The organism is Lacinutrix cladophorae, assembly GCF_053604645.1.
This window is the reverse complement of record NZ_JBSHNR010000119.1, coordinates 159943-184545: the sequence shown is the minus strand read 5'-3', so window position 1 is coordinate 184545 and position 24603 is coordinate 159943. Positions and strand designations below refer to the sequence as shown.

General features: G+C 31.1%; 25 protein-coding genes. 23 read left to right on the top strand and 2 right to left on the bottom strand.

Going from position 1 to position 24603, the window contains the following annotated elements:
• Positions 1 to 3: 3 nt before the first annotated feature.
• Positions 4 to 1557, bottom strand: a complete 1554-nt coding sequence (gene porX, locus ACVC3Y_RS11135) for a T9SS response regulator signal transducer PorX (RefSeq protein WP_303423557.1) — start codon at positions 1555 to 1557, stop codon at positions 4 to 6.
• 35 nt (positions 1558 to 1592) lie between these two features.
• On the opposite strand from porX, the gene ACVC3Y_RS11130 reads away from it, so the two are divergent.
• The 19 genes from ACVC3Y_RS11130 to hisIE all read left to right on the top strand — a co-directional run bounded on the left by ACVC3Y_RS11130 (position 1593) and on the right by hisIE (position 20537).
• A complete protein-coding gene (locus tag ACVC3Y_RS11130; RefSeq protein WP_452226926.1) occupies positions 1593 to 2822 on the top strand; it encodes an HD domain-containing protein in 1230 nt (409 codons plus the stop codon).
• 49 nt (positions 2823 to 2871) lie between these two features.
• Positions 2872 to 3900, top strand: a complete 1029-nt coding sequence (gene lpxD, locus ACVC3Y_RS11125; protein WP_303423553.1) for a UDP-3-O-(3-hydroxymyristoyl)glucosamine N-acyltransferase — start codon at positions 2872 to 2874, stop codon at positions 3898 to 3900.
• Positions 3887 to 5293: a bifunctional UDP-3-O-[3-hydroxymyristoyl] N-acetylglucosamine deacetylase/3-hydroxyacyl-ACP dehydratase gene (locus tag ACVC3Y_RS11120; RefSeq protein WP_452226925.1), complete on the top strand. Its 1407-nt coding sequence runs from the start codon at positions 3887 to 3889 to the stop codon at positions 5291 to 5293. The genes lpxD and ACVC3Y_RS11120 overlap by 14 nt, the downstream gene beginning before the upstream one ends.
• Before the next feature lie 92 nt (positions 5294 to 5385).
• Entirely contained in the window at positions 5386 to 6171 is a 786-nt protein-coding gene (lpxA, locus tag ACVC3Y_RS11115; protein ID WP_303423549.1) for an acyl-ACP--UDP-N-acetylglucosamine O-acyltransferase, read from the top strand.
• A 42-nt stretch (positions 6172 to 6213) separates the two neighbouring features.
• On the top strand, positions 6214 to 6780 hold the full coding sequence (gene efp / locus ACVC3Y_RS11110) for an elongation factor P (protein WP_303423547.1): 567 nt from the start codon (positions 6214 to 6216) through the stop codon (positions 6778 to 6780).
• A 70-nt stretch (positions 6781 to 6850) separates the two neighbouring features.
• On the top strand, positions 6851 to 7786 hold the full coding sequence (locus tag ACVC3Y_RS11105; RefSeq protein WP_303423545.1) for a UDP-3-O-(3-hydroxymyristoyl)glucosamine N-acyltransferase: 936 nt from the start codon (positions 6851 to 6853) through the stop codon (positions 7784 to 7786).
• Entirely contained in the window at positions 7787 to 8179 is a 393-nt protein-coding gene (locus ACVC3Y_RS11100) for a nuclear transport factor 2 family protein (RefSeq protein ID WP_303423543.1), read from the top strand.
• 120 nt (positions 8180 to 8299) lie between these two features.
• Positions 8300 to 9172: a succinate--CoA ligase subunit alpha gene (gene sucD, locus ACVC3Y_RS11095; protein WP_303423541.1), complete on the top strand. Its 873-nt coding sequence runs from the start codon at positions 8300 to 8302 to the stop codon at positions 9170 to 9172.
• A gap of 179 nt (positions 9173 to 9351) precedes the next feature.
• On the top strand, positions 9352 to 10098 hold the full coding sequence (gene fabG / locus ACVC3Y_RS11090; protein WP_452226924.1) for a 3-oxoacyl-[acyl-carrier-protein] reductase: 747 nt from the start codon (positions 9352 to 9354) through the stop codon (positions 10096 to 10098).
• Positions 10099 to 10140: 42 nt separating this feature from the next.
• The gene (locus tag ACVC3Y_RS11085; protein ID WP_452226923.1) at positions 10141 to 12174 is read left to right on the top strand and encodes a VWA domain-containing protein; all 2034 of its coding nucleotides are present in this window, start codon (positions 10141 to 10143) and stop codon (positions 12172 to 12174) included.
• 9 nt (positions 12175 to 12183) lie between these two features.
• The gene (locus tag ACVC3Y_RS11080; RefSeq protein WP_303423535.1) at positions 12184 to 12996 is read left to right on the top strand and encodes a prohibitin family protein; all 813 of its coding nucleotides are present in this window, start codon (positions 12184 to 12186) and stop codon (positions 12994 to 12996) included.
• A 258-nt stretch (positions 12997 to 13254) separates the two neighbouring features.
• Positions 13255 to 14112 carry an ATP phosphoribosyltransferase gene (hisG, locus tag ACVC3Y_RS11075; protein ID WP_303423533.1) on the top strand — a complete coding sequence of 286 codons (858 nt, stop codon included), beginning with the start codon at positions 13255 to 13257 and terminating at the stop codon, positions 14110 to 14112.
• A gap of 36 nt (positions 14113 to 14148) precedes the next feature.
• Positions 14149 to 15432 carry a histidinol dehydrogenase gene (gene hisD / locus ACVC3Y_RS11070; protein WP_303423531.1) on the top strand — a complete coding sequence of 428 codons (1284 nt, stop codon included), beginning with the start codon at positions 14149 to 14151 and terminating at the stop codon, positions 15430 to 15432.
• A 50-nt stretch (positions 15433 to 15482) separates the two neighbouring features.
• The gene (hisC, locus tag ACVC3Y_RS11065; protein WP_452226922.1) at positions 15483 to 16529 is read left to right on the top strand and encodes a histidinol-phosphate transaminase; all 1047 of its coding nucleotides are present in this window, start codon (positions 15483 to 15485) and stop codon (positions 16527 to 16529) included.
• Entirely contained in the window at positions 16529 to 17665 is a 1137-nt protein-coding gene (gene hisB, locus ACVC3Y_RS11060; RefSeq protein WP_452226921.1) for a bifunctional histidinol-phosphatase/imidazoleglycerol-phosphate dehydratase HisB, read from the top strand. The genes hisC and hisB overlap by 1 nt, the downstream gene beginning before the upstream one ends.
• A gap of 18 nt (positions 17666 to 17683) precedes the next feature.
• Positions 17684 to 18265, top strand: a complete 582-nt coding sequence (hisH, locus tag ACVC3Y_RS11055) for an imidazole glycerol phosphate synthase subunit HisH (protein WP_452226920.1) — start codon at positions 17684 to 17686, stop codon at positions 18263 to 18265.
• A gap of 93 nt (positions 18266 to 18358) precedes the next feature.
• Positions 18359 to 19075, top strand: coding sequence for a 1-(5-phosphoribosyl)-5-[(5-phosphoribosylamino)methylideneamino]imidazole-4-carboxamide isomerase (gene hisA / locus ACVC3Y_RS11050; protein WP_303423523.1), 717 nt, complete (start codon positions 18359 to 18361; stop codon positions 19073 to 19075).
• A gap of 4 nt (positions 19076 to 19079) precedes the next feature.
• On the top strand, positions 19080 to 19835 hold the full coding sequence (hisF, locus tag ACVC3Y_RS11045; protein ID WP_303423521.1) for an imidazole glycerol phosphate synthase subunit HisF: 756 nt from the start codon (positions 19080 to 19082) through the stop codon (positions 19833 to 19835).
• Positions 19836 to 19937: 102 nt separating this feature from the next.
• A complete protein-coding gene (gene hisIE / locus ACVC3Y_RS11040; RefSeq protein WP_452226919.1) occupies positions 19938 to 20537 on the top strand; it encodes a bifunctional phosphoribosyl-AMP cyclohydrolase/phosphoribosyl-ATP diphosphatase HisIE in 600 nt (199 codons plus the stop codon).
• A 64-nt stretch (positions 20538 to 20601) separates the two neighbouring features.
• Here hisIE and ACVC3Y_RS11035 read toward each other — a convergent pair whose 3' ends face one another.
• Positions 20602 to 21018, bottom strand: a complete 417-nt coding sequence (locus ACVC3Y_RS11035; RefSeq protein WP_303423517.1) for a hypothetical protein — start codon at positions 21016 to 21018, stop codon at positions 20602 to 20604.
• Positions 21019 to 21117: 99 nt separating this feature from the next.
• Here ACVC3Y_RS11035 and ACVC3Y_RS11030 point away from each other — a divergent pair, with 99 nt between their 5' ends.
• The 4 genes from ACVC3Y_RS11030 to ACVC3Y_RS11015 all read left to right on the top strand — a co-directional run bounded on the left by ACVC3Y_RS11030 (position 21118) and on the right by ACVC3Y_RS11015 (position 24600).
• Positions 21118 to 21900, top strand: a complete 783-nt coding sequence (locus tag ACVC3Y_RS11030) for a tRNA pseudouridine synthase A (RefSeq protein ID WP_303423515.1) — start codon at positions 21118 to 21120, stop codon at positions 21898 to 21900.
• Between the two features lie 33 nt (positions 21901 to 21933).
• A complete protein-coding gene (gene corA, locus ACVC3Y_RS11025) occupies positions 21934 to 23016 on the top strand; it encodes a magnesium/cobalt transporter CorA (RefSeq protein WP_303423513.1) in 1083 nt (360 codons plus the stop codon).
• Between the two features lie 123 nt (positions 23017 to 23139).
• Positions 23140 to 23640, top strand: coding sequence for a Dps family protein (locus ACVC3Y_RS11020; RefSeq protein WP_303423511.1), 501 nt, complete (start codon positions 23140 to 23142; stop codon positions 23638 to 23640).
• A gap of 54 nt (positions 23641 to 23694) precedes the next feature.
• On the top strand, positions 23695 to 24600 hold the full coding sequence (locus ACVC3Y_RS11015; RefSeq protein WP_303423509.1) for a mechanosensitive ion channel family protein: 906 nt from the start codon (positions 23695 to 23697) through the stop codon (positions 24598 to 24600).
• Positions 24601 to 24603 lie beyond the last annotated feature (3 nt).

Genomic DNA, 24603 nt, shown 5'->3' with positions numbered 1-24603 from the left:
TCGTTATTTGGGGTTTAATACTACAAACGGAATGATCATTTCTTCTAATGAAACACCTCCATGTTGATATGTATTTCTAAAATAACTTACGTAATGATTGTAATTATTTGGGTAAGCAAAAAACAAATCATTCTTTGCAAATATGAAAGAGCTACTCATGGATAGAGAGGGTAAATGAATGCTCTTGGGATCTTTTGCTACTAATACGTCTTTGTCTTCATAAGTTAAACTTCTTCCTGTTTTATATCTTAAGTTTAAGCTTGTATCTCTATCTCCAACAACTTTAGAAGGGTTTTTTACATTAATAGTACCATGATCTGTTGTTAATATTAATTTAAAGCCCATCTGTTGCGCTTGTTGTATCATTTCTAGTAAGGGAGAATTTTTAAACCAACTTTGAGTTAAAGACCTGTAAGCTTTATCATTAGAAGCGAGTTCTTTTACAACATCCATTTCTGTTTTAGAGTGCGAAAGCATATCTACAAAGTTGTAAACAACAACAGTTAGATCGTTGTCTTTTAGTCCTTTAAAATTATCGACAAGCTTTTTTCCATTTTTTAAATTAGTAATTTTATAATACTCATGTTTTAAGTTCGATAAACCTAAGCGTTTTAATTGTTCTCTTAGAAAATCAGCTTCATGTAAATTTTTACCACCTTCATCTGTATCGTTTTTCCAGTAATTTGGATGTAATTTCTCCATATCACTAGGCATTAGACCAGAAAAAATAGCATTTCTAGCGTATTGTGTTGCTGTTGGCAAAATACTGTAAAAAGGAAGTTCTTTTTCTTTTTTATAATAGTTGTTTATTATAGGTTCAAAAGCTTTCCATTGGTCATACCGCAAATTATCTATAACGACCAATAGGGTAGGTTGTTCTTTGCTTATTTCTGGAGCTATCTTTTCTTTAAATAAAGTATGAGACATGATTGGTGCATCTGTATGAGCATCAAACCAAGTAGGATAATTTTTATCAATAAATTTACCAAATTGAGTGTTTGCTTCGTTTTTTTGGGATTCTAAAATTTCAAACATACCAATATCTTCAATATCTTCTAATTGTAACTCCCAATAAATTAGCTTTTGGTATAGTGCTGCCCATTCTTCGAAAGAGTTCACCATAGATAAATCCATAGCAATTTTTCTAAACTCTTGTTGGTAATTTGAAGTCGTTTTTTCAGAGACTAATCTAGAGTGATCTAAATTTTTCTTTAAACTTAATAATATTTGGTTGGGGTTTACAGGCTTAATAAGGTAATCTGCTATTTTATTACCTATAGCTTCTTCCATTATATATTCTTCTTCACTTTTGGTTATCATCACCACAGGAAGTGTATCTCTTCTTTCTTTAATTTCATTTAAAGTTTCTAGTCCGGTAAGTCCTGGCATGTTTTCGTCTAAAAAAACAATATCAAAATTGGTGTCATCTAAAATTTCTAGTGCTTCTGTACCACTTTTACAAGTAGTTACCTTGTAGTTTTTTTGTTCCAGAAAGATAATATGAGGTTTAAGTAAATCGATTTCGTCGTCAACCCAAAGAATATTTATATTGTTCATGTATATTTGTTTATATAATTGTAAAAAAGTAAAGCTTGCATACTAAAAACAAACTTAAAATATTAAACGACCCAATTTACGGATTTATTACTATACCTAATTCGCTAATATTCGATTTAATTGAACATAAATATTTTCAGAGGCTACGTAGAATTACCCAAATGGGCATGTCTTACTTGGTATATCCAGGAGCGCATCACACACGTTTTCATCATGCTATAGGTTGCATGCATTTAATGCAAAAAGCAATACAAGTGCTTTGTTTTAAGGGTGTTGAAATATCTGAAGACGAAAAAAACGCATTGTTAGTCGCTATTTTATTACATGATATTGGTCACGGACCATTTTCTCATGCAATGGAACATAGTATCGTTAATAATGTATCCCATGAAGAAATTTCGTTGCTTTTTATGGAAACTTTAAATGCAGAGTTTAACGGAAGTTTAACTTTAGCCATTAAAATTTTTAAAGGCGAATACTATAGAAAGTTTATGTGCCAGTTAATATCTAGTCAAATAGATATGGATAGAGCAGATTATTTAAAACGCGATAGTTTTTATACAGGAGTCGCAGAAGGCAATATAAATAGTGAACGTTTAATAACCATGCTTAATGTGGTAAACGATGTGCTTGTAGTAGAAGATAAAGGGATTTATAGTGTCGAAAAATTTTTAGTAGCTAGACGCTTAATGTATTGGCAAGTGTATTTACATAAAACGAGTTTAGCTGCAGAACAGTTATTGATTAGAGTTTTAAAAAGAGCAAAAGAACTGACTTTTAAAGGAGTAAAATTAGATGCGAGCAAACCTTTACAGTACTTTTTAAAAAATGAAATTTCTTTAAATGATTTTAATGTGGAAACATTAAACACTTTTGCAATGCTAGATGATTATGATATTATTTCTGCAATGAAAGCTTGGCAGTTTCATGAGGATTTTGTGTTGAAAAATCTATGTGAAATGATAATAAATAGAGATTTGCTGAAGGTGAAGCTGAAAAAGAAAAAAATTAAAACAGAAAATTTAAACTTACACAAGCAGACGCTTATAGAGAAATTTCAAATTTCGGAAGAAGAAGCTTCTTATTTTGTGTTTACAGGAGAGATTTCAAATCAAGCATATCAACAAAAAAAACAAAAAATTAATATATTACATAAAAACGGAAAGATAGAAGATATCGTGAAAGCTTCCGATCAATTAAACCTAAAAGCACTTTCAAAACCAGTGACTAAATATTATATATGTTATCCAAAACAAAAACTTTAGCACATTTTTCTTATTTTTGCTAGAATTACAAAAAACTAAACAAAAAAGTGTGAAATTCACAGCAGAACAAATTGCAGGAATTTTAGAAGGAGACATTGTTGGTAACCCAGATGTTGAAGTATCTAAACTTTCAAAAATCGAAGAAGGAACAGAAGGATCATTAACGTTTCTTTCTAATCCTAAATACACACCATATATATATTCAACTAGAGCATCTATAACCATAGTAAATAAAACTTTCGAGCCTGAAAATAGCATCGATACTACTTTAATAAAAGTAGCAGATGCCTATAAAGCATTCTCTAAATTGTTAGAATATTACAATTTAGCAAAGAACAATAAAGTAGGTGTAGAAAAACCATCTTATATTTCAGAATCTGTGAAGTATCCAGAAACGGTGTATATTGGAGCTTTTTCATACATTGGTGAAAATGTAACTATTGGTGAAAATGTAAAAATATATCCAAATGTATATATAGGAGATAATGTTACAATAGATAATGATTCTATAATTTATGCAGGAGCGAAATTGTATTCCGATTGTATTATAGGTAAAAATTGTGTTATTAATTCTGGTGCAATTATTGGAGCAGATGGTTTTGGTTTTGCACCAAACGAAAAAGGAGAATTTACTAAAGTACCACAAACTGGAAACGTTATTCTTGAAGATTTTGTAGATGTTGGAGCAGGAACAACAATAGATAGAGCGACTTTAGGTTCTACCTTAATTAAAAGAGGTGTAAAACTAGATAACCAAATACAAATAGCGCACAATGTAGAAATTGGTAAAAACACTGTAATTGCTGCACAAACAGGAATTGCTGGGTCAACTAAAATTGGCGAGAATTGTATGATTGGAGGTCAAGTTGGTATTGCAGGACATTTAACCATAGGAAATGGTGTAAGAGTACAAGCACAATCTGGAATTGGTAAAAACGTAAAAGATAATGAGACGCTTCAAGGTTCTCCTTCTTTTAATTATGGAGATTGGAATAAATCATATGTATATTTCAAAAACCTTCCAAAGATTGTAAAAAATATAAGTGAAATCGAAAAAAAAGTAGATGGCAATAGTTAATACTAGTATTAAGCAAAAGACAATAAAAAATGAAATGTCTTTAAGTGGTGTAGGTTTACATACTGGAAAGGATGTGAAACTAACATTTAAACCGGCTTCAGAGAATTTCGGATTTGGTTTTAAACGTATCGATTTAGAAGGAGAGCCAATAATAGAGGCAGATGCAAACTATGTTACAAATACACAACGTGGTACTTGCATGGAAAAAAACGGTGTTACTATTCAAACCTGTGAGCATGTACTTGCTGCTTTAGTAGGTTTAGATATAGACAACGTTCTTATCGAGTTAGACGCTTCCGAACCACCAATTATGGATGGTTCTTCGAAATTCTTTATTGAGGCTCTAGAAAAAGCAGAAATTGTAGCACAAAATGCAATTAGGCAAGAATATGTAGTTACAGATATTATTTCTTATGTAGACGAAGAAACTGGTAGTGAAATTCTAGTAATGCCTTCTAAAGAATATCAAATTACTACTATGGTAGATTTTGGCACCAAAGTTTTAGGTACTCAAAATGCTACTTTAAATCATATTTCAGATTTTAAAGAACAAATCTCAGATTCCAGAACTTTTAGTTTTCTACATGAAATAGAAATGCTTTTGGAAAACGGATTAATTAAAGGTGGCGACTTAAATAATGCAATAGTTTATGTAGATAAAGAATTGTCTTCCGAAACTATGGAAAAACTTAAGGTTGCTTTTAATAAAGAGGCAATTGCAGTGAAATCTAATGGGATTTTAGATAATTTAACGCTACACCATCCAAATGAAGCGGCTAGACACAAATTGTTAGATGTTATAGGTGATTTAGCATTAGTTGGAACCAGAATAAGAGGTAAAATTATAGCGAATAAACCTGGGCACTATGTAAATACACAATTTGCCAAAAAACTGGCTAAAATTATAAAAAACGAAAAGCGTAATTATGTTCCTGCGGTAGACCTAAATCAACAACCTTTAATGGATGTCAACCAAATAATGGATATGTTACCACATAGACAACCGTTTTTGTTGATAGACAAAGTGTTTGAGCTTAGTGATTCTCATGTACTTGGTATGAAAAATGTGACCATGAACGAAGAGTTTTTTAAAGGTCACTTTCCAGGAGCACCAGTTATGCCAGGCGTTTTAATAGTGGAAGCTATGGCGCAAACAGGTGGGATACTTGTGTTAAGTACAGTTCCAGACCCAGAAAACTATTTAACTTTCTTTATGAAAATTGATAAAGTTAAGTTTAAACAAAAAGTAGTTCCTGGGGATACATTAATCTTTAAATGTGATTTGATTACTCCAATTCGTAGAGGTATTTGTCATATGCAAGGCTATGCGTACGCTAATGGAAAATTATGTGCAGAAGCAGAATTAATGGCGCAAATTTCTAAAATAAAATAACGATACAAATCTAGCAGATTTCAAAATAATTATTGAAGTTTGAAAGTGAAAAGCGACCAATTTTGTCGCTTTGTAATATAAATATTTATAAAATGAATCAACCTTTAGCGTATGTACATCCAGGAGCAAAAATTGCTAAAAATGTAGTAATTGATCCCTTTACAACCATACACAATAATGTGATAATTGGTGAAGGAACTTGGATCGGTAGTAATGTAACTATCATGGAAGGAGCTCGAATAGGTAAAAATTGTAATATTTTTCCTGGTGCAGTAATTTCTGGTGTACCGCAAGACTTAAAATATAAAGACGAAGATACATTAACAGTAATTGGTGATAACGTTACCATTAGAGAATGTGTAACTATTAATCGTGGTACTACAGATAAAATGAAAACGGTAATTGGAGACAATTGTCTAATAATGGCTTACTGTCATATAGCTCATGATTGTGTGGTTGGTAATAATTGCATTTTTTCTAATAATAGTACATTAGCAGGACATATAACAGTTGGTGATTATGTAGTATTAGCAGGAATGACAGCGGTACATCAATTTTGTTCTATTGGAAATCATGCTTTTGTAACTGGAGGTTCTTTAGTAAGAAAAGATGTTCCTCCTTTTGTTAAAGCTGGTCGGGAACCTTTATCCTATGTAGGAATTAATTCTGTAGGGTTAAGAAGAAGAGGCTTTGCCACCGAAAAAATTAGAGAAATACAAGATATATACAGAATGTTATATCAAAAAAATTATAATAACACACAGGCTTCCGATTTAATTGAAGCAGAAATGGAAGCAACACATGAACGTGATGAAATTCTTCAATTTATTAAGAATTCACATCGTGGTATTATGAAAGGATACTTCAAATCAAATTAAAATTTATTAATTAAAAAAATACCCACTTTCGTGGGAAATACTATGGCAACAACTTCAGATATTAGAAACGGACTTTGTATTAAATATAATAATGATATTTATAAAATTATTGAATTTCTACACGTAAAACCTGGTAAAGGCCCAGCTTTTGTTAGAACAAAAATGAAAAGTGTAACTAGTGGAAAAGTATTAGATAATACGTTTTCGGCAGGACATAAATTAGATGATGTTCGTGTAGAAACGCATAAATTTCAATATTTGTATAACGATGGTGAATTTTATCATTTTATGAATGAAGCAGATTATTCTCAAATAAGACTTTTAGAGTCTGCGCTAGACAATCCTGGTTTAATGAAAGAAGGAGAGGTCGTTACTATACAGATTAATGCAGAAGACAATATGCCATTGTCTGTAGATTTACCTGCAAGTGTAATATTAGAAATAACAGCAACAGAGCCAGGAGTTAAAGGGAATACAGCTACTAATGCAACAAAGCCAGCAACTGTTGAAACAGGAGCAACTGTTAATGTGCCATTATTTATTAATGAAGGAGATAAGATAAAAGTGGAAACAGAAAAAGGAACGTATAAAGAACGTGTAAAAGAATAAAATTCAGTTTACAGTCTCAGTCTCAGTTAACAATACTGAAAACTGAGACTGAAAGCTGTAAACTGAATATATGAAATTCCCAAAGCCACAAACACTTAAAAACATTGCAGATTTAATTACCTGTAAATATATTGGTAATGCAGATTTTCCCGTTCTTGGGATTAATGAAATTCATGTGGTTGAAGCTGGTGATGTTGTTTTTGTAGATCATCCTAAATACTACGATAAAGCATTAGAATCTGCAGCAACAATTGTTTTAATCAATAAAGAAGTTGCATGTCCAGAAGGAAAAGCATTACTAATTAGCGATGATCCTTTTAGAGACTTTAATAAAATCACAAAACACTTTAAACCTTTTCAATCTAGTAATGTAGCTATTTCTCCTTCAGCAAAAATTGGAAAAAACACTATTATACAACCAAATTGTTTTATAGGTAATAATGTAGTTGTTGGTGAAAATTGTATCATTCATTCCAACGTAAGTATTTACGATGATACTGTAATTGGTAATAATGTTACTATACATGCAGGAACTATTTTAGGCGCTTCTGCCTTTTATTATAAAAAAAGACCAGAAGGCTTTGATCCTTTAATATCTGGAGGAAGAGTTGTAATTAAAGATCATGTAGACATCGGTGCGCTTTGTACAATAGATAAAGGAGTGACAGGAGATACTACCATTGGTGAAGGTTCAAAACTTGACAATCAAATTCAAGTTGGACACGACACTATTATTGGAGAAAAATGCTTAATAGCATCGCAAACTGGTATTGCTGGTTGCTGTATTATTGGTGACGAAGTGACCATTTGGGGGCAAGTTGGTACAACAAGTGGTATTACAATTGGAGACAAGGCTGTTGTGCTTGGTCAAACTGGAGTTACAAAATCTATTGAAGGCGGAAAATCTTATTTTGGTACTCCAATCGAAGAATCTAGAGTTAAATTAAAAGAATTAGCTTATATCAAGAAAATTCCTGAAATTGTAAAACAATTAAAAAACAAATAAATGTCACCTAAAGAAGTTGTTCAAAAATTTTATAGTTCCGATTTAGCAAATAATTCAGAAGCTGTAAATCTTTGTTTTCATAAAGATTGCACTTTAAGTTGGCATAGTAGTAAAGGGTTTAATGTTTTAGATTTTAACGCTTTAAAAGTAGTTTTTGAAGAGGTTAGAAAAATGTATAACACGTTACGTTTTGAAACTAGTCATCTGTTACAGGATGGGAACTTTGTAGCTATACGTTATACTTCGCATGTTACAACTATTGAAAATCCTAATGAGGAAATGCCTTTGGCTCATTTCTCCACTATCTGGGAAGTAAAAGGAGACAAAATAATTAAAGGTTTTCAAATGAGTCAACTAGCAGATAGTAGTTCAGAAAGCATAAATTCTTTTTAAGAAATAAAAATACAAATCACTTTATATTTTCTTTTCAAAAACTTACTTTTGCAGTAAGAATTCTAAATCGTAGTAAAGATATTCTTAAATATATATTAAACAATTTTAATCTAAATATAAATGAGCGTTTTAGTAAATAAAGATTCAAAAATAATAGTTCAAGGATTTACTGGTAGTGAAGGTACTTTTCACGCTGGTCAAATGATTGAATACGGAACAAATGTTGTTGGTGGTGTTACTCCAGGAAAAGGTGGTCAAACACATTTAGATAGACCAGTTTTTAATACGGTTTCTGAAGCTGTAGAAAAAGTAGGCGCAGACACAACCATTATTTTTGTACCACCAGCTTTTGCTGCTGATGCTATTATGGAAGCTGCAGATGCAGGGATTAAAGTAATTATTACTATTACAGAAGGTATTCCAGTTGCAGATATGATCAAAGCAGCTGCTTATATTAATGATAGAGATTGTAGATTAATAGGACCTAACTGTCCGGGAGTTATTACTCCGGGTGAAGCAAAAGTTGGAATTATGCCAGGATTTGTTTTCAAAAAAGGTAAAGTGGGTATTGTGTCTAAGTCAGGAACTTTGACTTATGAAGCTGCAGACCAAGTAGTAAAACAAGGTTTAGGTATAACGACTGCAATTGGTATTGGTGGAGATCCTATTATTGGAACTACAACTAAAGAAGCTGTTGAATTGTTAATTAACGATCCTGAAACAGAAGCTGTTGTAATGATTGGTGAAATTGGTGGACAATTAGAAGCAGACGCTGCTAACTGGTACAAAGCTAGTGGAAGTAAAAAACCAGTTGTAGGTTTTATTGCTGGAGAAACAGCACCTGCAGGACGTACAATGGGACACGCAGGAGCAATTGTAGGTGGTAGTGATGATACTGCACAAGCTAAAAAGAAAATTATGAGAGCTTGTGGTATTCACGTGGTAGATTCACCAGCAGAAATAGGAAAAAAAGTTGCTGAAGTTTTAGGCTAAGCAGCATACATATACATGTTAAAAACCTCACATTATTTTGTGAGGTTTTTTTATTTGATACAGTTTGTATTTATTATATTTGAATATAAAAATATACTTTAAAAAGCACATTAAAGTTTAAATATTAAAATTATCATTCCTTTGAAAATAAGGAAGCTAATTAAAAGTAGTTACTAAATATGAAATTATTAGAAGGAAAAACAGCCATAATAACAGGAGCGAGTAGAGGAATAGGAAAAGGAATTGCTCAGGTTTTTGCACAACAAGGTGCAAATGTGGCATTTACGTATAGCTCTTCTGTAGAAGCAGCTAATGCATTAGAAAAAGAATTAAACACTTTTGGCATTAAAGCTAAAGGATATAAAAGTAATGCTGCAAATTTTGAAGAATCTCAAAAACTTGCTGAAGAAGTAGTTAAAGAATTTGGAAGTATAGATGTTCTTATTAATAATGCAGGAATTACTAAAGACAATCTTTTAATGCGTATTAGTGAAGAAGATTTTGATAAGGTTATAGAAGTAAACCTAAAATCGGTATTTAATATGACTAAAGCTGTACAGCGTACCATGCTTAAACAACGTAAAGGCTCTATTATTAATATGAGTTCTGTGGTTGGTGTTAAAGGAAATGCTGGACAAACCAATTATGCCGCTTCAAAAGCAGGAATTATTGGTTTTTCAAAATCTGTAGCTTTAGAACTTGGTTCTAGAAACATTAGAAGCAATGTGATTGCTCCAGGTTTTATTGAAACCGAAATGACAGCAAAATTAGATGAAGACACTGTTAAAGGTTGGCGAAATGCAATCCCTTTAAAACGTGGTGGTACACCAGAAGATATCGCTAATGTTTGTGTTTTTCTAGCAAGCGATATGTCTGCTTACGTTACAGGACAAACCATAAACGTAGATGGAGGAATGCTAACCTAATAAATTAGAAAATGTCATTCTGAGCTTGTCGAAGAATCTTTTATGCAAACAGAAACAATTTTATACATTATACTATCTGGAATTATAGCGCTATTACTAGCGCTTTTTCAGTATAAGGTAAAAGCGAAAAAAACAAGTAAAAACAATATGCTTTATGCATTTTTGCGGTTTATTTCTGTTTTTTTACTTTTATTATTACTAATCAATCCTAAGTTTGAAAAAGTAAACTACTATACCGAAAAACCTAATTTAGTAGTCGCAATTGATAATTCTGCATCTGTTGTGCATTTAAATAAGGAAGATAATGTGCAGCAACTCGTTGCATCTATTAAAAGTAATACAGCATTAAGCGAAAAGTTTAATCTGGATTTTTTCTCCTTCGGAAACCATATAGAACCATTAGACTCTTTAGGTTTTGTAGAAAAACAAACAAATATAGATAAGGCTTTTAAAGAATTTTCGCAAATCTATAAAAACACAACTTCTCCAATACTTTTAATAACAGATGGAAATCAAACCTATGGAAACGACTATGTTTTTTCAGCTGAAAAAGTAAAACAACCAATTTTACCTGTTATACTTGGAGATACAATTACATATACCGATTTAAAAATCCAGCAACTTAATGTAAACAAATATGCTTTTTTAAAAAATAAATTCCCAGTAGAGGTTATTATTTCTTTCAATGGCCATAATAATATAGATTCAAAATTTGTAGTTACATCTGGTAAATCTACAGTGTATTCGCAAAACCTAAGCTTCAATAAAACATCAAATTCAAAAATTTTAAACTTTACTTTGCCTGCTAATCGAGTAGGAGTACAATTGTATAAAGCGCAAATTCTTCCAATAGAAAACGAAAAAAACACCATTAATAATTATAAGAATTTTGCAGTAGAAGTGATCGATCAGAAAACAAATGTTGCTATTATTAGCGATATTATGCATCCAGATTTAGGAACTTTTAAAAAGAGCATAGAAAGTAATGAACAACGAGAGGTATCTATAGTGTCTCCAAATGATTATTTATTACAAAAAAATGATTATCAATTAGTTATACTGTATCAGCCAAATAATAACTTTAAATTAGTTTTTGAAAGTTTAAAACAAAACAATGCGAATACGTTTTTAGTTTTAGGAACAAAAACCGACTATACTTTTATAAATGCAATTCAAAGTGATTTTGAACAGGATGTTGTAAAACAAACCGAAGAATACCAACCAGATTTAAACACCAATTATAATACATTTATTATTGACGATTTAGATTTTCAATCTTTTCCTCCTTTACAATCTTCTTTTGGTAATGCTACTTTTTCTATTCCAATGGAGACTATGTTAAATAAAAAAGTAGGAAGTCTAGAAACCCAAGAACCTTTGCTTGCAACTTTTGAGACAAATAGTAGGAGAGAAGCTGTTCTTTTTGGCGAAAATATCTGGAAATGGCGAGCACAAAGCTATTTAAACAATAATACCTTTAATCGTTTTGATAATTTTATGGGTAAGATTATTCAGTATTTAGCTTCTAATAAAAGAAAAAACAGATTAAATGTAGATTTCGAGTCTTTTTATCAAGGAAACTCAAATGTTATTGTAAAGGCACAATTTTTCAATAAAAACTATGAATTTGATGCAAAAGAAGCACTAAATATTTTTATAAAAAATAAAACATCACAAACAACTAATACCTTTCCTTTAATTTTAAAAGGAAATAATTATCAAGTAGATTTAAGTAATTTACCTGCTGGAGATTATAGCTTTACTGTAAAAGCAACTAACGAAAACATATCGAAATCAGGTACTTTTCAAATTTTAGAATATAATATTGAACAACAATTTTTAAATGCTAATGTCGTAAAGCTTCAACAAGTAGCTAAAAATACAAAGGCAAATAGTTACTTTATTGCAAATACCAATACGTTGATTACAGATTTATTAAATGATGAACGCTTTGCTACAATACAGAAAAGCAGTAAAAATGTTGTACCTTTAATCGATTTTAAATACCTACTAGTTTTACTAATTTTAAGTTTAGCTTTAGAGTGGTTTTTAAGAAAATATAACGGATTAATATAAAAAACAAACATGGATAAATTACCTAAAATTGCAATGCCTTTTATTATAGGGCTCGTATTACTAATTATTTTAATATCTAAATCAGCCGTAACTATTGGTCCTGGAGAAGGAGGTGTTTTATTTGAACGTTTTGGAGATGGTATTAACACCGAACGTACTTATGGAGAAGGGTTTCATATTGTTGCACCGTGGAATGATATGTTAGTACACAGAGTGCGTCAACAATCTGTTTCCGATGAAATGAATGTGCTTTCCGTTAACGGATTAGAAGTAAAAGTAAACGGAACAATATGGTATGAACCAGAATTTTCAAACCTTGGGAAACTAATAAAAACAAAAGGGGCAGATTACGAAAGAGAGTTATTGGATCCTGCTGTAAATGCTGCAGCAAGAAGTGTTGTTGGGCGTTATACACCAGAACAATTATATTCCAGTAAAAGAGATGTTATTGAACAAGAAATCTTAGAAGAAGTAACTACTTTACTAGATGGTCAATTTTTAACAGTTAAAAGAGTTTTAGTAGAAGATGTGAAATTACCAATTACTATTAAAGAAGCTATTGAACGTAAATTAAAACAAGAACAAGAATCTTTAGAATATGAATTTAGATTAGTTACAGCAGAAAAAGAGGCTCAAAAAGTAATTATTGATGCTAAAGGTAAAGCTGAATCTAATCGTATTTTAAGTGCATCGTTAACCGACAAAATTCTTCAAGATAAAGGTATTGAAGCTACAGTTAAGTTATCAGAATCTCCTAATAGCAAAGTGATCGTTATTGGTTCTGGAGACTCAGGAATGCCTATTATACTTGGTAATCAATAAAAATATCACAAAAGGTTTGGATTTGTAATTATATTTTACAAATATTTGTACAGACAAAAAAAGAACATGAATTTTATTCAATTACATCATCATCATTTTACTACTGGCAATCAAGCGAGCTAAAAATGTATTGAATAAAACCAACATATTTTAAAAACCGTTTGAGTAGATCAAACGGTTTTTTTTATTTCCAATCGATTTACTCCAACAAAATTAGATAACTAATTAAAAAAACATCCACTTTTGTGGGCAAACAGTATGAGTAAATTAAGAATTGCAATTCAAAAATCAGGTAGACTTAACGAAGATTCCCTTAAACTTTTAAAAGATATTGGCGTTTCTATTGATAATGGAAAAGATCAACTTAAGGCTTCTGCTAGAAACTTTCCTTTAGAAGTGTTTTATTTAAGAAATGGAGATATTCCTCAATACTTAAAAGATGGTATCGTAGATGCTGCTATTATTGGTGAAAACGTACTAATTGAAAAAGGAGAAGACATTCCTGTAGTAGAAAAATTAGGGTTTTCAAAATGCAAAGTATCTATTGCTATACCTAAATCTGCTTCTTACACATCTATTCAAGATCTAGAAGGCAAACGCATAGCGACATCGTATCCAAATACGGTAAATCAATTTTTAAAGAAAAATAATGTAGATGCACAATTGCACATAATTAATGGTTCTGTTGAAATTGCTCCTAATATAGGCTTAGCAGATGCTATTGTAGATATTGTTTCTAGCGGAAGCACTTTGTTTAAAAACGGATTGAAAGAGGTTGAAGTACTTCTTAAATCGGAAGCAGTTCTTGCAGTTTCTCCTTTAATTTCAGACGAAAATAAAAGCATTTTAAATAAAATTCAATTTCGATTGCAAGCTGTTTTAAAAGGAAGAGAAAATAAATACGTGCTATTAAATGCACCAAATGATAAAGTTGAAGAAATTAAAAATATTCTTCCAGGAATGAAAAGTCCTACCATTCTTCCTTTGGCAGAATCTGGGTGGAGTTCTATTCATTCTGTAATTAATAAGAATGATTTCTGGGAAATTATTGACGAATTAAAAGCTAAAGGCGCACAAGGTATTTTAGTTTGCCCAATAGAAAACATGGTAATATAAGTATCTTAATTAATACTATTTTTTTAAGTTGAAACAATGAAAATAATAGAAAACCCAAATAAAAAAGATTGGCAAGACATTCAAGAAAGGCCAACACAAAAGGTAAGTGATATTGAGGCTACAGTAACCGAAATATTTAACGATATCTCTAAAAATGGAGATACAGCAATTGCTAAGTATACAAATAAATTTGATGGTGTAGCCATAGAAAATATTTTGGTTTCTACTACAGAAATAGAAGAAGCATCTAATAAAGTACCAAAACATTTAAAGGAAGCAATTAATAAAGCAAAAGCAAATATTAAAAAGTTTCATACTGCACAAAAAACCAATAAAGTTGAAGTAGAAACTACAGAAGGAGTAAGCTGTTGGCAAGAAAAACGTGCCATTCAAAAAATAGGTTTATATATACCAGGAGGTACTGCACCTTTATTTTCTACTGTTTTAATGCTTGCTGTTCCTGCACAAATTGCAGGTTGTAAAGAAATTGTTCTATGTACACCTCCAAATAAAGAAGGTAAAATAGCAAACGAAATTTTATATACAGCACAACTTTGTGGTGTAACTAAAATCTTTAAAGTAGGAGGTATTCAGGCTATTGCAGGATTCACTTTTGGTACAGAAAGTATTCCTAAAGTGTATAAAATTTTCGGACCAGGAAATCAATTCGTAACGGTAGCAAAACAATTGGCTACAAAATACGGAACAGCAATCGATATGCCTGCTGGACCAAGTGAACTGTTAGTTATGGCAGATGCATCTGCAAATGCTGCTTATGTGGCTTCCGATTTGTTAAGTCAGGCTGAGCATGGTACTGATAGTCAGGTTATTTTAGTGTCAGATACTAAATCAATGATTACAGATGTTACTAATGAAATTGAAAAACAACTTCAGGAATTACCAAGAAAAGAAATAGCAACTCAGGCATTACAAAACGCTAAAGCTATTTTACTAGAAGAAGCAGAGGATGCTTTAGATTTTGTAAATGAATATGCAGCAGAACACCTTATAATTGCGACAAAAAATAACAGTTTTTTTGTAGATAATATAACAAACGCTGGTTCTGTTTTTATTGGTAATTACACACCAGAAAGTGCAGGAGATTATGCTTCAGGAACCAACCATACTTTGCCTACAAATGGTTTTAGTAAAGCATATTCTGGAGTGAATTTAGATAGCTTTTTAAAAAGTATTACTTTTCAAAAAATTACAAAAAGAGGATTATTAAATATTGGTAATACGATTGAATTAATGGCTGAAGCCGAAGGATTAGATGCACATAAAAACGCAGTATCTATTCGTTTAAAAGATTTAAAATAAGAGTTTTTGTTACCTCGAGAAAAGTAAAGAGGTCTCCATATAAAGAAAACATGAAACAAAATTTCAACATAAATAACATTACTAGAGAAACGATTAAGTCTCTAGAACCATACTCTTCTGCAAGGGATGAGTATACAGCTTCTAGTCAAGAAATGGTTTTTCTAGATGCGAATGAAAATCCTTTTAGTACAAACGTAAATCGATATCCAGATCCACAGCAAAACCTTGTGAAACAGGAATTATCTAAAATAAATAACATATCGGTTGCTAATATTCTCTTAGGTAACGGAAGCGATGAAGTGTTAGATTTAATTTTTAGAGCCTTCTGTGAGCCTAATCAAGATAACGTTATAACATTACCGCCAACCTACGGAATGTATAGTGTTTTAGCCAATATTAATGCGATACAAAACAATAAAATAGCATTAACTAAGGAGTTTCAACCCGCAGTAAAACAGGTTTTAGAAACAGCTAACACCAAGAGTAAAATCTTGTTTTTATGTTCACCAAATAATCCAACAGGAAATAGTTTCAACACTTCAGAGGTGGAAACATTATTAAATAATTTCCCTGGATTGGTAGTTATTGATGAAGCATATATTGACTTTTCTGAAAACATTAGTTGGATGCAAAGACTTGCAGAGTTTCCTAATTTAATTATTACACAAACCTTGTCTAAAGCTTATGGTATGGCAGGAATTCGTTTAGGTGTTTGTTACGCTTCCGCGGAAATAATAGCCATTCTTAACAAAATAAAACCACCTTATAATGTTAATGCATTAACGCAACAAAAAGCATTAAGTCGTTTGCAAAATATGGAAGCGGTTACCTCAGAAATTAACAATATAAAAGAACAACGAAGTCTTTTAATTTCTGCGCTTAAAGACGTTTCATATATTTCAAAAATATATCCATCAGATGCTAATTTTTTATTACTTAAAGTAGATGATGCTAACCAAAGATACCAGCAATTAATAGATAAAAATATTGTAATTAGAAATAGAAGCAATCAAGTATTATGCGAAGATTGTTTGCGTATTACTGTTGGTACAGCGCAAGAAAACCAAACACTAATTCAAGCATTAAAAAGTTTATAATGAAAAAGAGAGTATTATTTATAGATCGTGACGGGACAATTATAAAAGAGCCTGCAGATGAACAAATTGATAGTTTTGAAAAACTAGAATTCTACCCAAAAGTATTTCAATATTTAAGTAAAATTGCTAAAGAATTAGATTTTGAAATCGTGATGATTACCAACCAAGATGGTTTAGGTACAGAAGTGTATCCAGAAGATACGTTCTGGCCAGTTCATGAGTTTATTCTTAAAACTTTTGCAGCAGAAGGTATTGTTTTTAATGAGCAATTTATAGATAGAACCTTTGCAAAAGATAATGCACCAACACGTAAACCTAATACAGGATTGCTTACAAAGTATTTTTCTGAAGATTATGATTTAGCAAATTCTTTTGTTATTGGTGATCGCTTAACAGATATTGAACTTGCTAAAAACTTAGGGGCTAAAGGAATTTTCATTAATGATGAAACTAACTTGGGAACCGATGAAATTACTGTAAAAAGAGAATCTTTAGATGCTTTTATAGCTCTAGAAAGTAATGATTGGGAAGCTATTTATGCTTTATTAAAAACGGATGCTAGAACAGGAAGAATTACTAGAAATACCAACGAAACTAAAATACAAATCGATCTTAATTTAGATGGTACAGGAAAAAGCAATATTGATACAGGAATTGCCTTTTTCGATCACATGTTAGACCAAATTTCACGTCACGGACAATTAGATTTAAATATTACAGTAAAAGGGGATTTAGAAGTAGATGAGCACCATACTATTGAAGATACAGCAATTGCTTTAGGGGAACTTTTTGCAACTACTTTAGGTAATAAATTAGGTATAGAACGTTATGGTTTTTGTTTACCAATGGATGACTGCTTAGCACAAGTAGCAATTGATTTTGGTGGAAGAAACTGGTTGGTTTGGGAAGCAGATTTTAAACGGGAAATGATTGGTAAAATGCCAACCGAAATGTTTATGCATTTCTTCAAGTCTTTTACAGATGGAGCAAAATGCAACTTAAATATTAAAGCAGAAGGTACCAATGAGCATCATAAAATTGAAGCCATCTTTAAAGCTTTTGCAAAAGCAATAAAAGTAGCCGTAAAACGCGATGTGGAAAAAATGATTTTACCAAGCACTAAAGGAATGCTTTAAAAAGTAAAAGCCAAAAAAATGAAAATTGTAATTATAGATTATGGAGCAGGAAACATCAAAAGCATACAATTTGCTTTTAAGCGTTTAGGCTATGATGCTATTCTATCTAATAATCCCGAAGAAATAAAAGCCGCAGACAAGGTTATTTTTCCTGGAGTAGGTGAAGCAAGTAGTGCTATGCAAATGCTTAAAGAAAGTACTTTAGATGCTTTAATACCTACATTAACACAACCTGTTTTAGGGATTTGTTTAGGTATGCAATTACTTTGTAAAGCTACAGAAGAAGGTAATACCACAGGTTTAGGTATTTTTGATGTACAGGTAAAACGCTTTGAAAATACAGTGAAAGTCCCACAAATGGGATGGAATACGATTTCCGATTTAAAATCGGATTTATTTAAAGGAATTAAAAACCAAGAGTTCATGTATCTTGTTCATAGTTATTATGCAGAAAACTGCAATGAAGCTATTGCAACAACAAACTATGGTCTTGCTTATGCATCTGCACTGCAGAAAGATAATTTTTATGGTGTGCAATTTCATCCAGAAAAAAGTAGCATAGCAGGAGAAGAAATTTTAAAGAATTTCTTGAAGCTATAAAGAAAGATAAATATCAACTTGAGGGCAGTCGAAAGGCTACATTACAAATAAAAGTTTAATTAAAATAGATTTCCACTTTCGTGGAAAATGAATATGAGAATAATACCAGCAATAGATATCATCGAAGGAAAATGTGTCCGTCTTACCAAAGGGGATTACAATACCAAGAAAATATACAATGAAAACCCGTTAGAAGTAGCCAAACAATTTGAAGCAGCAGGAATTCAATATTTGCATTTAGTCGATTTAGATGGTGCAAAAGCGAAGCATATTGTAAACTATAAGGTGTTAGAGCAAATTGCATCTAAAACTAACCTTAAAATTGATTTTGGTGGTGGTTTAAAAGCGGATCAAGATTTACATATTGCTTTCAATTCTGGAGCAAGACAAATAACAGGTGGAAGTATAGCAGTACAAGATACAGATACTTTTAATGGTTGGATAACGAAATATGGTGCTCAAAAAATTATTTTAGGGGCAGATTGTCGAAACGAAAAAATAGCGATTAGTGGCTGGACCGAAGAAAGCAATTTAGAAGTAATTCCTTTTATAAAAGAATATCAGAAAAAAAGTATACAATATGTAATTTGTACAGATATTGCTAAAGATGGTATGTTAGAAGGCCCTTCGATAGAATTATATAAAAATATTTTATCTAGTTCAGATAGCGCTATTAAATTAATCGCTTCTGGAGGAGTAACCTCTTTAGAGGATATTAATGTATTAGAAAAAATAGGTTGCGAAGGTGTAATTATTGGCAAAGCATTATACGAAGGAAATATCAAATTATCCGATTTAGAAATACAGTAACAATATGCTTACAAAAAGAATTATTCCATGTTTAGATATTAAAGATGGTAGAACAGTAAAAGGAATAAATTTTAAAGGATTACGTGACGCAGGAGATCCTGTAGAATTAGCAAAACAATATGCTTTAAAAGGAGCAGATGAGTTAGTTTTTTTAGATATTTCGGCAACTTTAGAAGGAAGAAAAACCATGTTAGATATGGTCCTAAAAGTAGCTGAACATGTAAATATTCCGTTTACTGTTGGCGGAGGGATTTCTTCTATTGCAGATGTCGATGCGCTTTTAAAATGTGGAGCAGATAAGGTTTCTGTTAATTCATCTGCAATTAAACGTCCAGAGTTAATAAACGAGTTGGCTAACAAATTTGGAAGTCAATGCGTAACTGTTGCTATTGATGCAAAACAGATTAATGAAGATTGGATTGTACATGTAGCAGGAGGAAGTATTCCTACTAAATTAGACTTGTTTTCTTGGGCAAAAGAAGCAGAAAAACGTGGTGCAGGTGAGATACTTTTTACTTCTATGAATAATGATGGAACTAAAGATGGTTTTGCAAATGATGCGTTAGCGAAGCTTTCTAGAGAATTAAATATACCCATAATCGCTTCAGGAGGAGCAGGAAATATACAGCATTTTGTAGATGCTTTTCAAAAAGGAAATGCAGATGCAGCTTTAGCAGCTAGTGTGTTTCATTTTGCAGAAATTGAAATAAAAGATTTAAAACAAGATTTAAAAGCTAATAAAATAGCAGTAAGATTGTAATAGGCATTTTATTTTGTAAAAAGTGATTTTATAATAAGTACCATAGTGTTTAAATAAAAGGAATAAGTTACCGTATTTCGGAAATGAAAATAATAAGTTTCAATGAATATAGATTTTAATAAAAATAACGACGGATTAGTACCAGCAATCATTCAAGATGCAACAACAAAAAATGTTTTAATGTTAGGGTATATGAATGCAGAAGCTTTGGAGAAAACAAAAGAAACAAACAAGGTTACTTTTTTTAGTAGAACCAAACAACGCCTTTGGACAAAAGGTGAGGAGAGTGGTAATTTTTTAAATCTAGTAGATTTGAAACTAGATTGTGATAACGATACCTTACTCATTCAGGTAAACCCTATAGGCCCAACCTGTCATACAGGATCTGGTACGTGTTGGAATCAAGAAAATCAAGATGATTTCGTATTTATTTCTAAACTAGAAAACACTATCGAAAGTAGAGTAAAGGATGGCAATTCAGAAAAATCTTATGTTGCTTCCTTATTTGCTTCTGGTATTAATAAAGTAGCACAAAAAGTAGGAGAAGAAGCTGTTGAAGTGGTTATTGAAGCTATGGATAATAACGATGATTTATTCCTTAATGAAAGTGCAGATTTACTGTTTCATTACTTAATGCTTCTTCAAGCTAAAGGGTTTAAACTAAAGGATATTGTTTCCGTTTTAAAATCTAGAGAAAAATAACAGTAGTAAAAAAGGCATCTATTCTTTAGATGCCTTTTTTGTTAGTTAGTTAAATAGTGGTTGTTTAAGAAATCCATTCTTTCTTGGTTGCATGCTTAGCTAGCCAAAGAAGTGCAATTGCAACAATTATAATCATTGGCGTCATTGCATTTGCCATTTGTAAAGAAAAGGCTACATAACTCATTTGAATAATTGCTGCTATTGCTCCAATTAAGAAAATAATGTATGCCCATTTTTTTCTTAATAATAAAGTAATACAACCTAAAGTGCCTGCAAAAACAGCAATAGCAAATACTGCAGTATACCAAGCAGGTAAATTTTCATACATGCTACGTTCGGTTTCTGTTAAGGCAGCACGCGTTTCTTCATCCATGTATGCTTGTGCTAAATAAGCACCAACACCTAATAGGTTCCAAATAAGCGCAATAACACTTACAATCCAAAACCAAATAGGTGGTTTACTGGTCGTTGTTTCGTTCATAATTTTAAGTTTTAGTTAGTTATTAGAATTACAATTTATAAAAATTTTGCTAGATGCAATAAAATTAGGTTACTTGCTAACTCTAAGATATTTTAAAAGATGTTTAATAAACGTTATTATTATTTAATAAAAGTGCAATATTTAGGCTATCGTTTTCATGGTTGGCAAAAACAACCAAATTTAAAAACGGTGCATTTAATGATAGATAGAACCTTTAAATTTATTTTAAATGGTGCAAAGTTTAAAACTTTAGCTTCAGGTAGAACAGATGCTATGGTTTCTGCTAATGCTTCTGCTTTCGAGTTGTTTCTTTATGAACCTATTGAAGATTTAGATGCTTTCTTGGCACTTTTTAATCATAACTTACCTCAAGATATTCGTGCTCTAGCTATAGAAGAAGTAGATGCAAAGTTTAATATTATTCAGCATTCAAAAATTAAAGAATACTTGTATTTATTTACGCATAGTGAAAAATGTCATCCGTTTTGTGCTCCAATTTTAACGACTATTTTAGAGGAACTAGATATTGAAATCATGAAAGAAGGAGCAAAGCTCTTTCAAGGAACTCATAATTTTAAAACCTACTGTTATCGTGCTACAGAAGAAGGTTTATATACTAGAGAAATAACAACTTGTGAATTAGTAGAAAACACGATTTTTAGTGCCAATTTTTTTCCAGAAAAAACATTTATGCTTCGTGTAAAAGGAAAAGGTTTTGGTAGAAATCAAATACGTTTAATGATGGGAGCTTTAATAAAATTAGGTAGAGGAGATATTACTTTAGCCTATATTAAAAATACGTTGCTACCAGAAAGCACAGAAGTTATGGATTATATTGCACCAGCTTCTGGTTTGGTATTAAATAACATAGAATTTGAATAATCTTTAGTATTTTTAAGAATAACAAAATAGTATATGGCGCAGAAAAATCGTAAAAATAAAAGAAAAAAATCTTACAAAGCTGTAAATACAGCACCTGGAACTGTATCGTATACTGGTAGTAAACAAACTTTAGAAACTACTATAGATATTGTTAATTATAATAAAGAAGCTTGTGATTTTAAATCTTCGCAAAATATTGAAGATGCTTTTCATTTTAAGGGACAAGAACACGTTACTTGGATTAACCTAAATGGTTTAAATAATACTACAGAGATAGAAAAATTAGGAGCGCACTATAATTTGCATCCTTTGGTTTTAGAAGATATTGTAACCACAAACCAAAGAGCAAAGCTAGAAGAATATGAAGATTATCTTTTTATAGTTTTTAAAATGCTACACTTTAAAAACGAAGATGAGATTGTTTATGAGCATATGAGTATGGTAGTGGGAGAAAACTATGTACTTACTTTTCAAGAAGCTGATGGTGATGTTTTTGATGAGTTAAGAGATCGAATTAAAAATGCAAAAGGTAGAGTTAGAAATGCAAAAGCAGATTATTTAATGTACACCATTTTAGATGCTGTTGTAGATAACTATTTTACGGTTATTGAAGCTGAAGGCGATAAAATTGAAGATTTAGAGGAAACTCTTTTTATTGAAGAATCTAATACAAATACAACCACAACAAGTATTCAAGACCAAAAAAGAGAAATTTTAAAAATACGAAGAACCGTTTTTCCATTTCGAGAAGTAGTTAATAAATTGGAAAAATCTGAAATCGAATTTATTGAAGATAAAACCAAAAACTATCTTCGTAACCTATACGATCACATGATACAGGTTAACGAAAGTATAGATCTATATCGTGAAATGATTTGGGGACTAATGGATTTATATATGACCAATATTAGTAATAAAATGAATGAGGTTATGAAAGTACTAACCATTATTGCTACTATATTTATTCCACTTACATTTATTGCAGGTATTTATGGTATGAATTTTACCAATATGCCAGAACTTAATAGTCCGTATGGATATTATATTGTTTGGGCTGTAATGCTAATAATACTCATAATTATGTTAATTTATTTTAGAAGAAAGAAGTGGCTTTAACATAATTTATGTTAAAAAAAACTTAAGACCGTTAAAGGGTGTTAAAGGACTTGACAAAACTCATATTTCCCATAGTTTATATAGTGTTCGAACAAAACAAATTGTTTAACCAAAAATATAATTATGAGTTATTTGAATATGAAAGATGAGAAATTATTACCTGTAGTTGTAGAACTAAATACACTACTTGCAGATTACCACATTTATTATCAGAAACTAAGAAATTTTCACTGGAACATTCTTGGAGAAAACTTTTTTGATCTTCACAATAAATTTGAAGAGTTATATAAAGATGCTCAAGGAAAAATTGATGAGATTGCAGAGCGTATTCTTACTTTAAGATTTCATCCAATGAGTAAGTATAGCAACTATTTAAAAATTTCTTCTATTGAAGAAGCAAAGTCTTTAAAATCGGATAAATATATGGTTGCCGAAATATTAAAAGACCATAAAATCTTATTAGAGCAAATGTCTAATGTCATTGTTAAAGCAGAAAAAGCTTCCGATGAAGGTACCATAGATCTTATTGGTGCTTACATTAGAGAATTAGAGAAAGCAAGCTGGATGCTAGATGCTTGGACTAAAAAAACTTCCGATAAGTTACAGAGTGTTATGGTGGATTAAGTTTTTAGTTTTTACTAAAACAAAAATCAATATAAACTCTAAAAACTTATACATATGAAAGCGCAATTAGAAACTGCAATAAAAGCCCTAATAGAAAAACTTCAAGGGTGGTTTACAACTGCAGTAGAAATGTTACCAAACCTATTACTTGCAATTTTGGTAATGACAGTAGCTTACTTTACAGCAAAATACATCAATAAATTTGTAACAAAATTAGTTTCAAAAAAAGTAGAACAAGATTCCATTAGTAAAATAATTGGTAAAATAGCAGCAGTTGCAATAGTCGTAGCTGGTTTATTTTTAGCATTAGGGATCTTAGACCTCGGAAAAACGCTAACTTCTTTACTAGCTGGTGCTGGTGTTGTTGGTTTAGCAGTTGGTCTAGCTTTGCAAGGAACACTTTCTAACACTTTTGCAGGATTAGTGCTTTCCTTTAAAAAGAAAATTGAAATTGGTCATTGGGTAGAGACTAATGGATATTCAGGTGAAGTTATAGATATTAATCTTAAAGATTTCACCCTAAAAGAAGCCGATAATAATATGGTTATTATCCCAAATAAAACCATTCTAGAAAATCCTTTAAAAAACTACTCCCTTACTACTAGAATGCGAGTTATGTTGGAGTGTGGAGTTGGTTACGAATCGGATTTAGAAAAAGTTGAAAAACTAACCAAACAAACTATAGCTAATATTTTTAGCCAAGTAAAAGATCCAAACGAAGTAGAGTTTTACTTCACAGAGTTTGGCGGTAGTTCTATAAACTATTTATGTAGATTTTGGATTGATGCCGATAGCGCATTAGAAAAACTAAAATCTAAAAGTAAAGCCATTATTGAAATTAAAAAGGCTTATGATAAAGAAAATATTAATATTCCTTTTCCTATTAGAACTCTGCAATTTGATAACAAATTAGCATTGCAAAAATCAGGAACACTTCAAGAAGAATTCTCTAATAACTAGAGT

Coding starts and splice junctions, on each gene's coding strand:
- sucD (WP_303423541.1), top strand. CDS start 8,300: ATGAGCGTTTTAGTAAATAAAGATTCAAAAATAATAGTTCAAGGATTT.
- ACVC3Y_RS11030 (WP_303423515.1), top strand. CDS start 21,118: ATGTTTAATAAACGTTATTATTATTTAATAAAAGTGCAATATTTAGGC.
- hisH (WP_452226920.1), top strand. CDS start 17,684: ATGAAAATTGTAATTATAGATTATGGAGCAGGAAACATCAAAAGCATA.
- ACVC3Y_RS11120 (WP_452226925.1), top strand. CDS start 3,887: ATGGCAATAGTTAATACTAGTATTAAGCAAAAGACAATAAAAAATGAA.
- ACVC3Y_RS11020 (WP_303423511.1), top strand. CDS start 23,140: ATGAGTTATTTGAATATGAAAGATGAGAAATTATTACCTGTAGTTGTA.
- porX (WP_303423557.1), bottom strand. CDS start 1,557: ATGAACAATATAAATATTCTTTGGGTTGACGACGAAATCGATTTACTT.
- hisIE (WP_452226919.1), top strand. CDS start 19,938: ATGAATATAGATTTTAATAAAAATAACGACGGATTAGTACCAGCAATC.
- efp (WP_303423547.1), top strand. CDS start 6,214: ATGGCAACAACTTCAGATATTAGAAACGGACTTTGTATTAAATATAAT.
- hisF (WP_303423521.1), top strand. CDS start 19,080: ATGCTTACAAAAAGAATTATTCCATGTTTAGATATTAAAGATGGTAGA.
- hisC (WP_452226922.1), top strand. CDS start 15,483: ATGAAACAAAATTTCAACATAAATAACATTACTAGAGAAACGATTAAG.
- ACVC3Y_RS11080 (WP_303423535.1), top strand. CDS start 12,184: ATGGATAAATTACCTAAAATTGCAATGCCTTTTATTATAGGGCTCGTA.
- fabG (WP_452226924.1), top strand. CDS start 9,352: ATGAAATTATTAGAAGGAAAAACAGCCATAATAACAGGAGCGAGTAGA.
- ACVC3Y_RS11100 (WP_303423543.1), top strand. CDS start 7,787: ATGTCACCTAAAGAAGTTGTTCAAAAATTTTATAGTTCCGATTTAGCA.
- hisA (WP_303423523.1), top strand. CDS start 18,359: ATGAGAATAATACCAGCAATAGATATCATCGAAGGAAAATGTGTCCGT.
- ACVC3Y_RS11015 (WP_303423509.1), top strand. CDS start 23,695: ATGAAAGCGCAATTAGAAACTGCAATAAAAGCCCTAATAGAAAAACTT.
- hisD (WP_303423531.1), top strand. CDS start 14,149: ATGAAAATAATAGAAAACCCAAATAAAAAAGATTGGCAAGACATTCAA.
- lpxA (WP_303423549.1), top strand. CDS start 5,386: ATGAATCAACCTTTAGCGTATGTACATCCAGGAGCAAAAATTGCTAAA.
- hisB (WP_452226921.1), top strand. CDS start 16,529: ATGAAAAAGAGAGTATTATTTATAGATCGTGACGGGACAATTATAAAA.
- ACVC3Y_RS11085 (WP_452226923.1), top strand. CDS start 10,141: ATGCAAACAGAAACAATTTTATACATTATACTATCTGGAATTATAGCG.
- ACVC3Y_RS11105 (WP_303423545.1), top strand. CDS start 6,851: ATGAAATTCCCAAAGCCACAAACACTTAAAAACATTGCAGATTTAATT.
- ACVC3Y_RS11035 (WP_303423517.1), bottom strand. CDS start 21,018: ATGAACGAAACAACGACCAGTAAACCACCTATTTGGTTTTGGATTGTA.
- corA (WP_303423513.1), top strand. CDS start 21,934: ATGGCGCAGAAAAATCGTAAAAATAAAAGAAAAAAATCTTACAAAGCT.
- hisG (WP_303423533.1), top strand. CDS start 13,255: ATGAGTAAATTAAGAATTGCAATTCAAAAATCAGGTAGACTTAACGAA.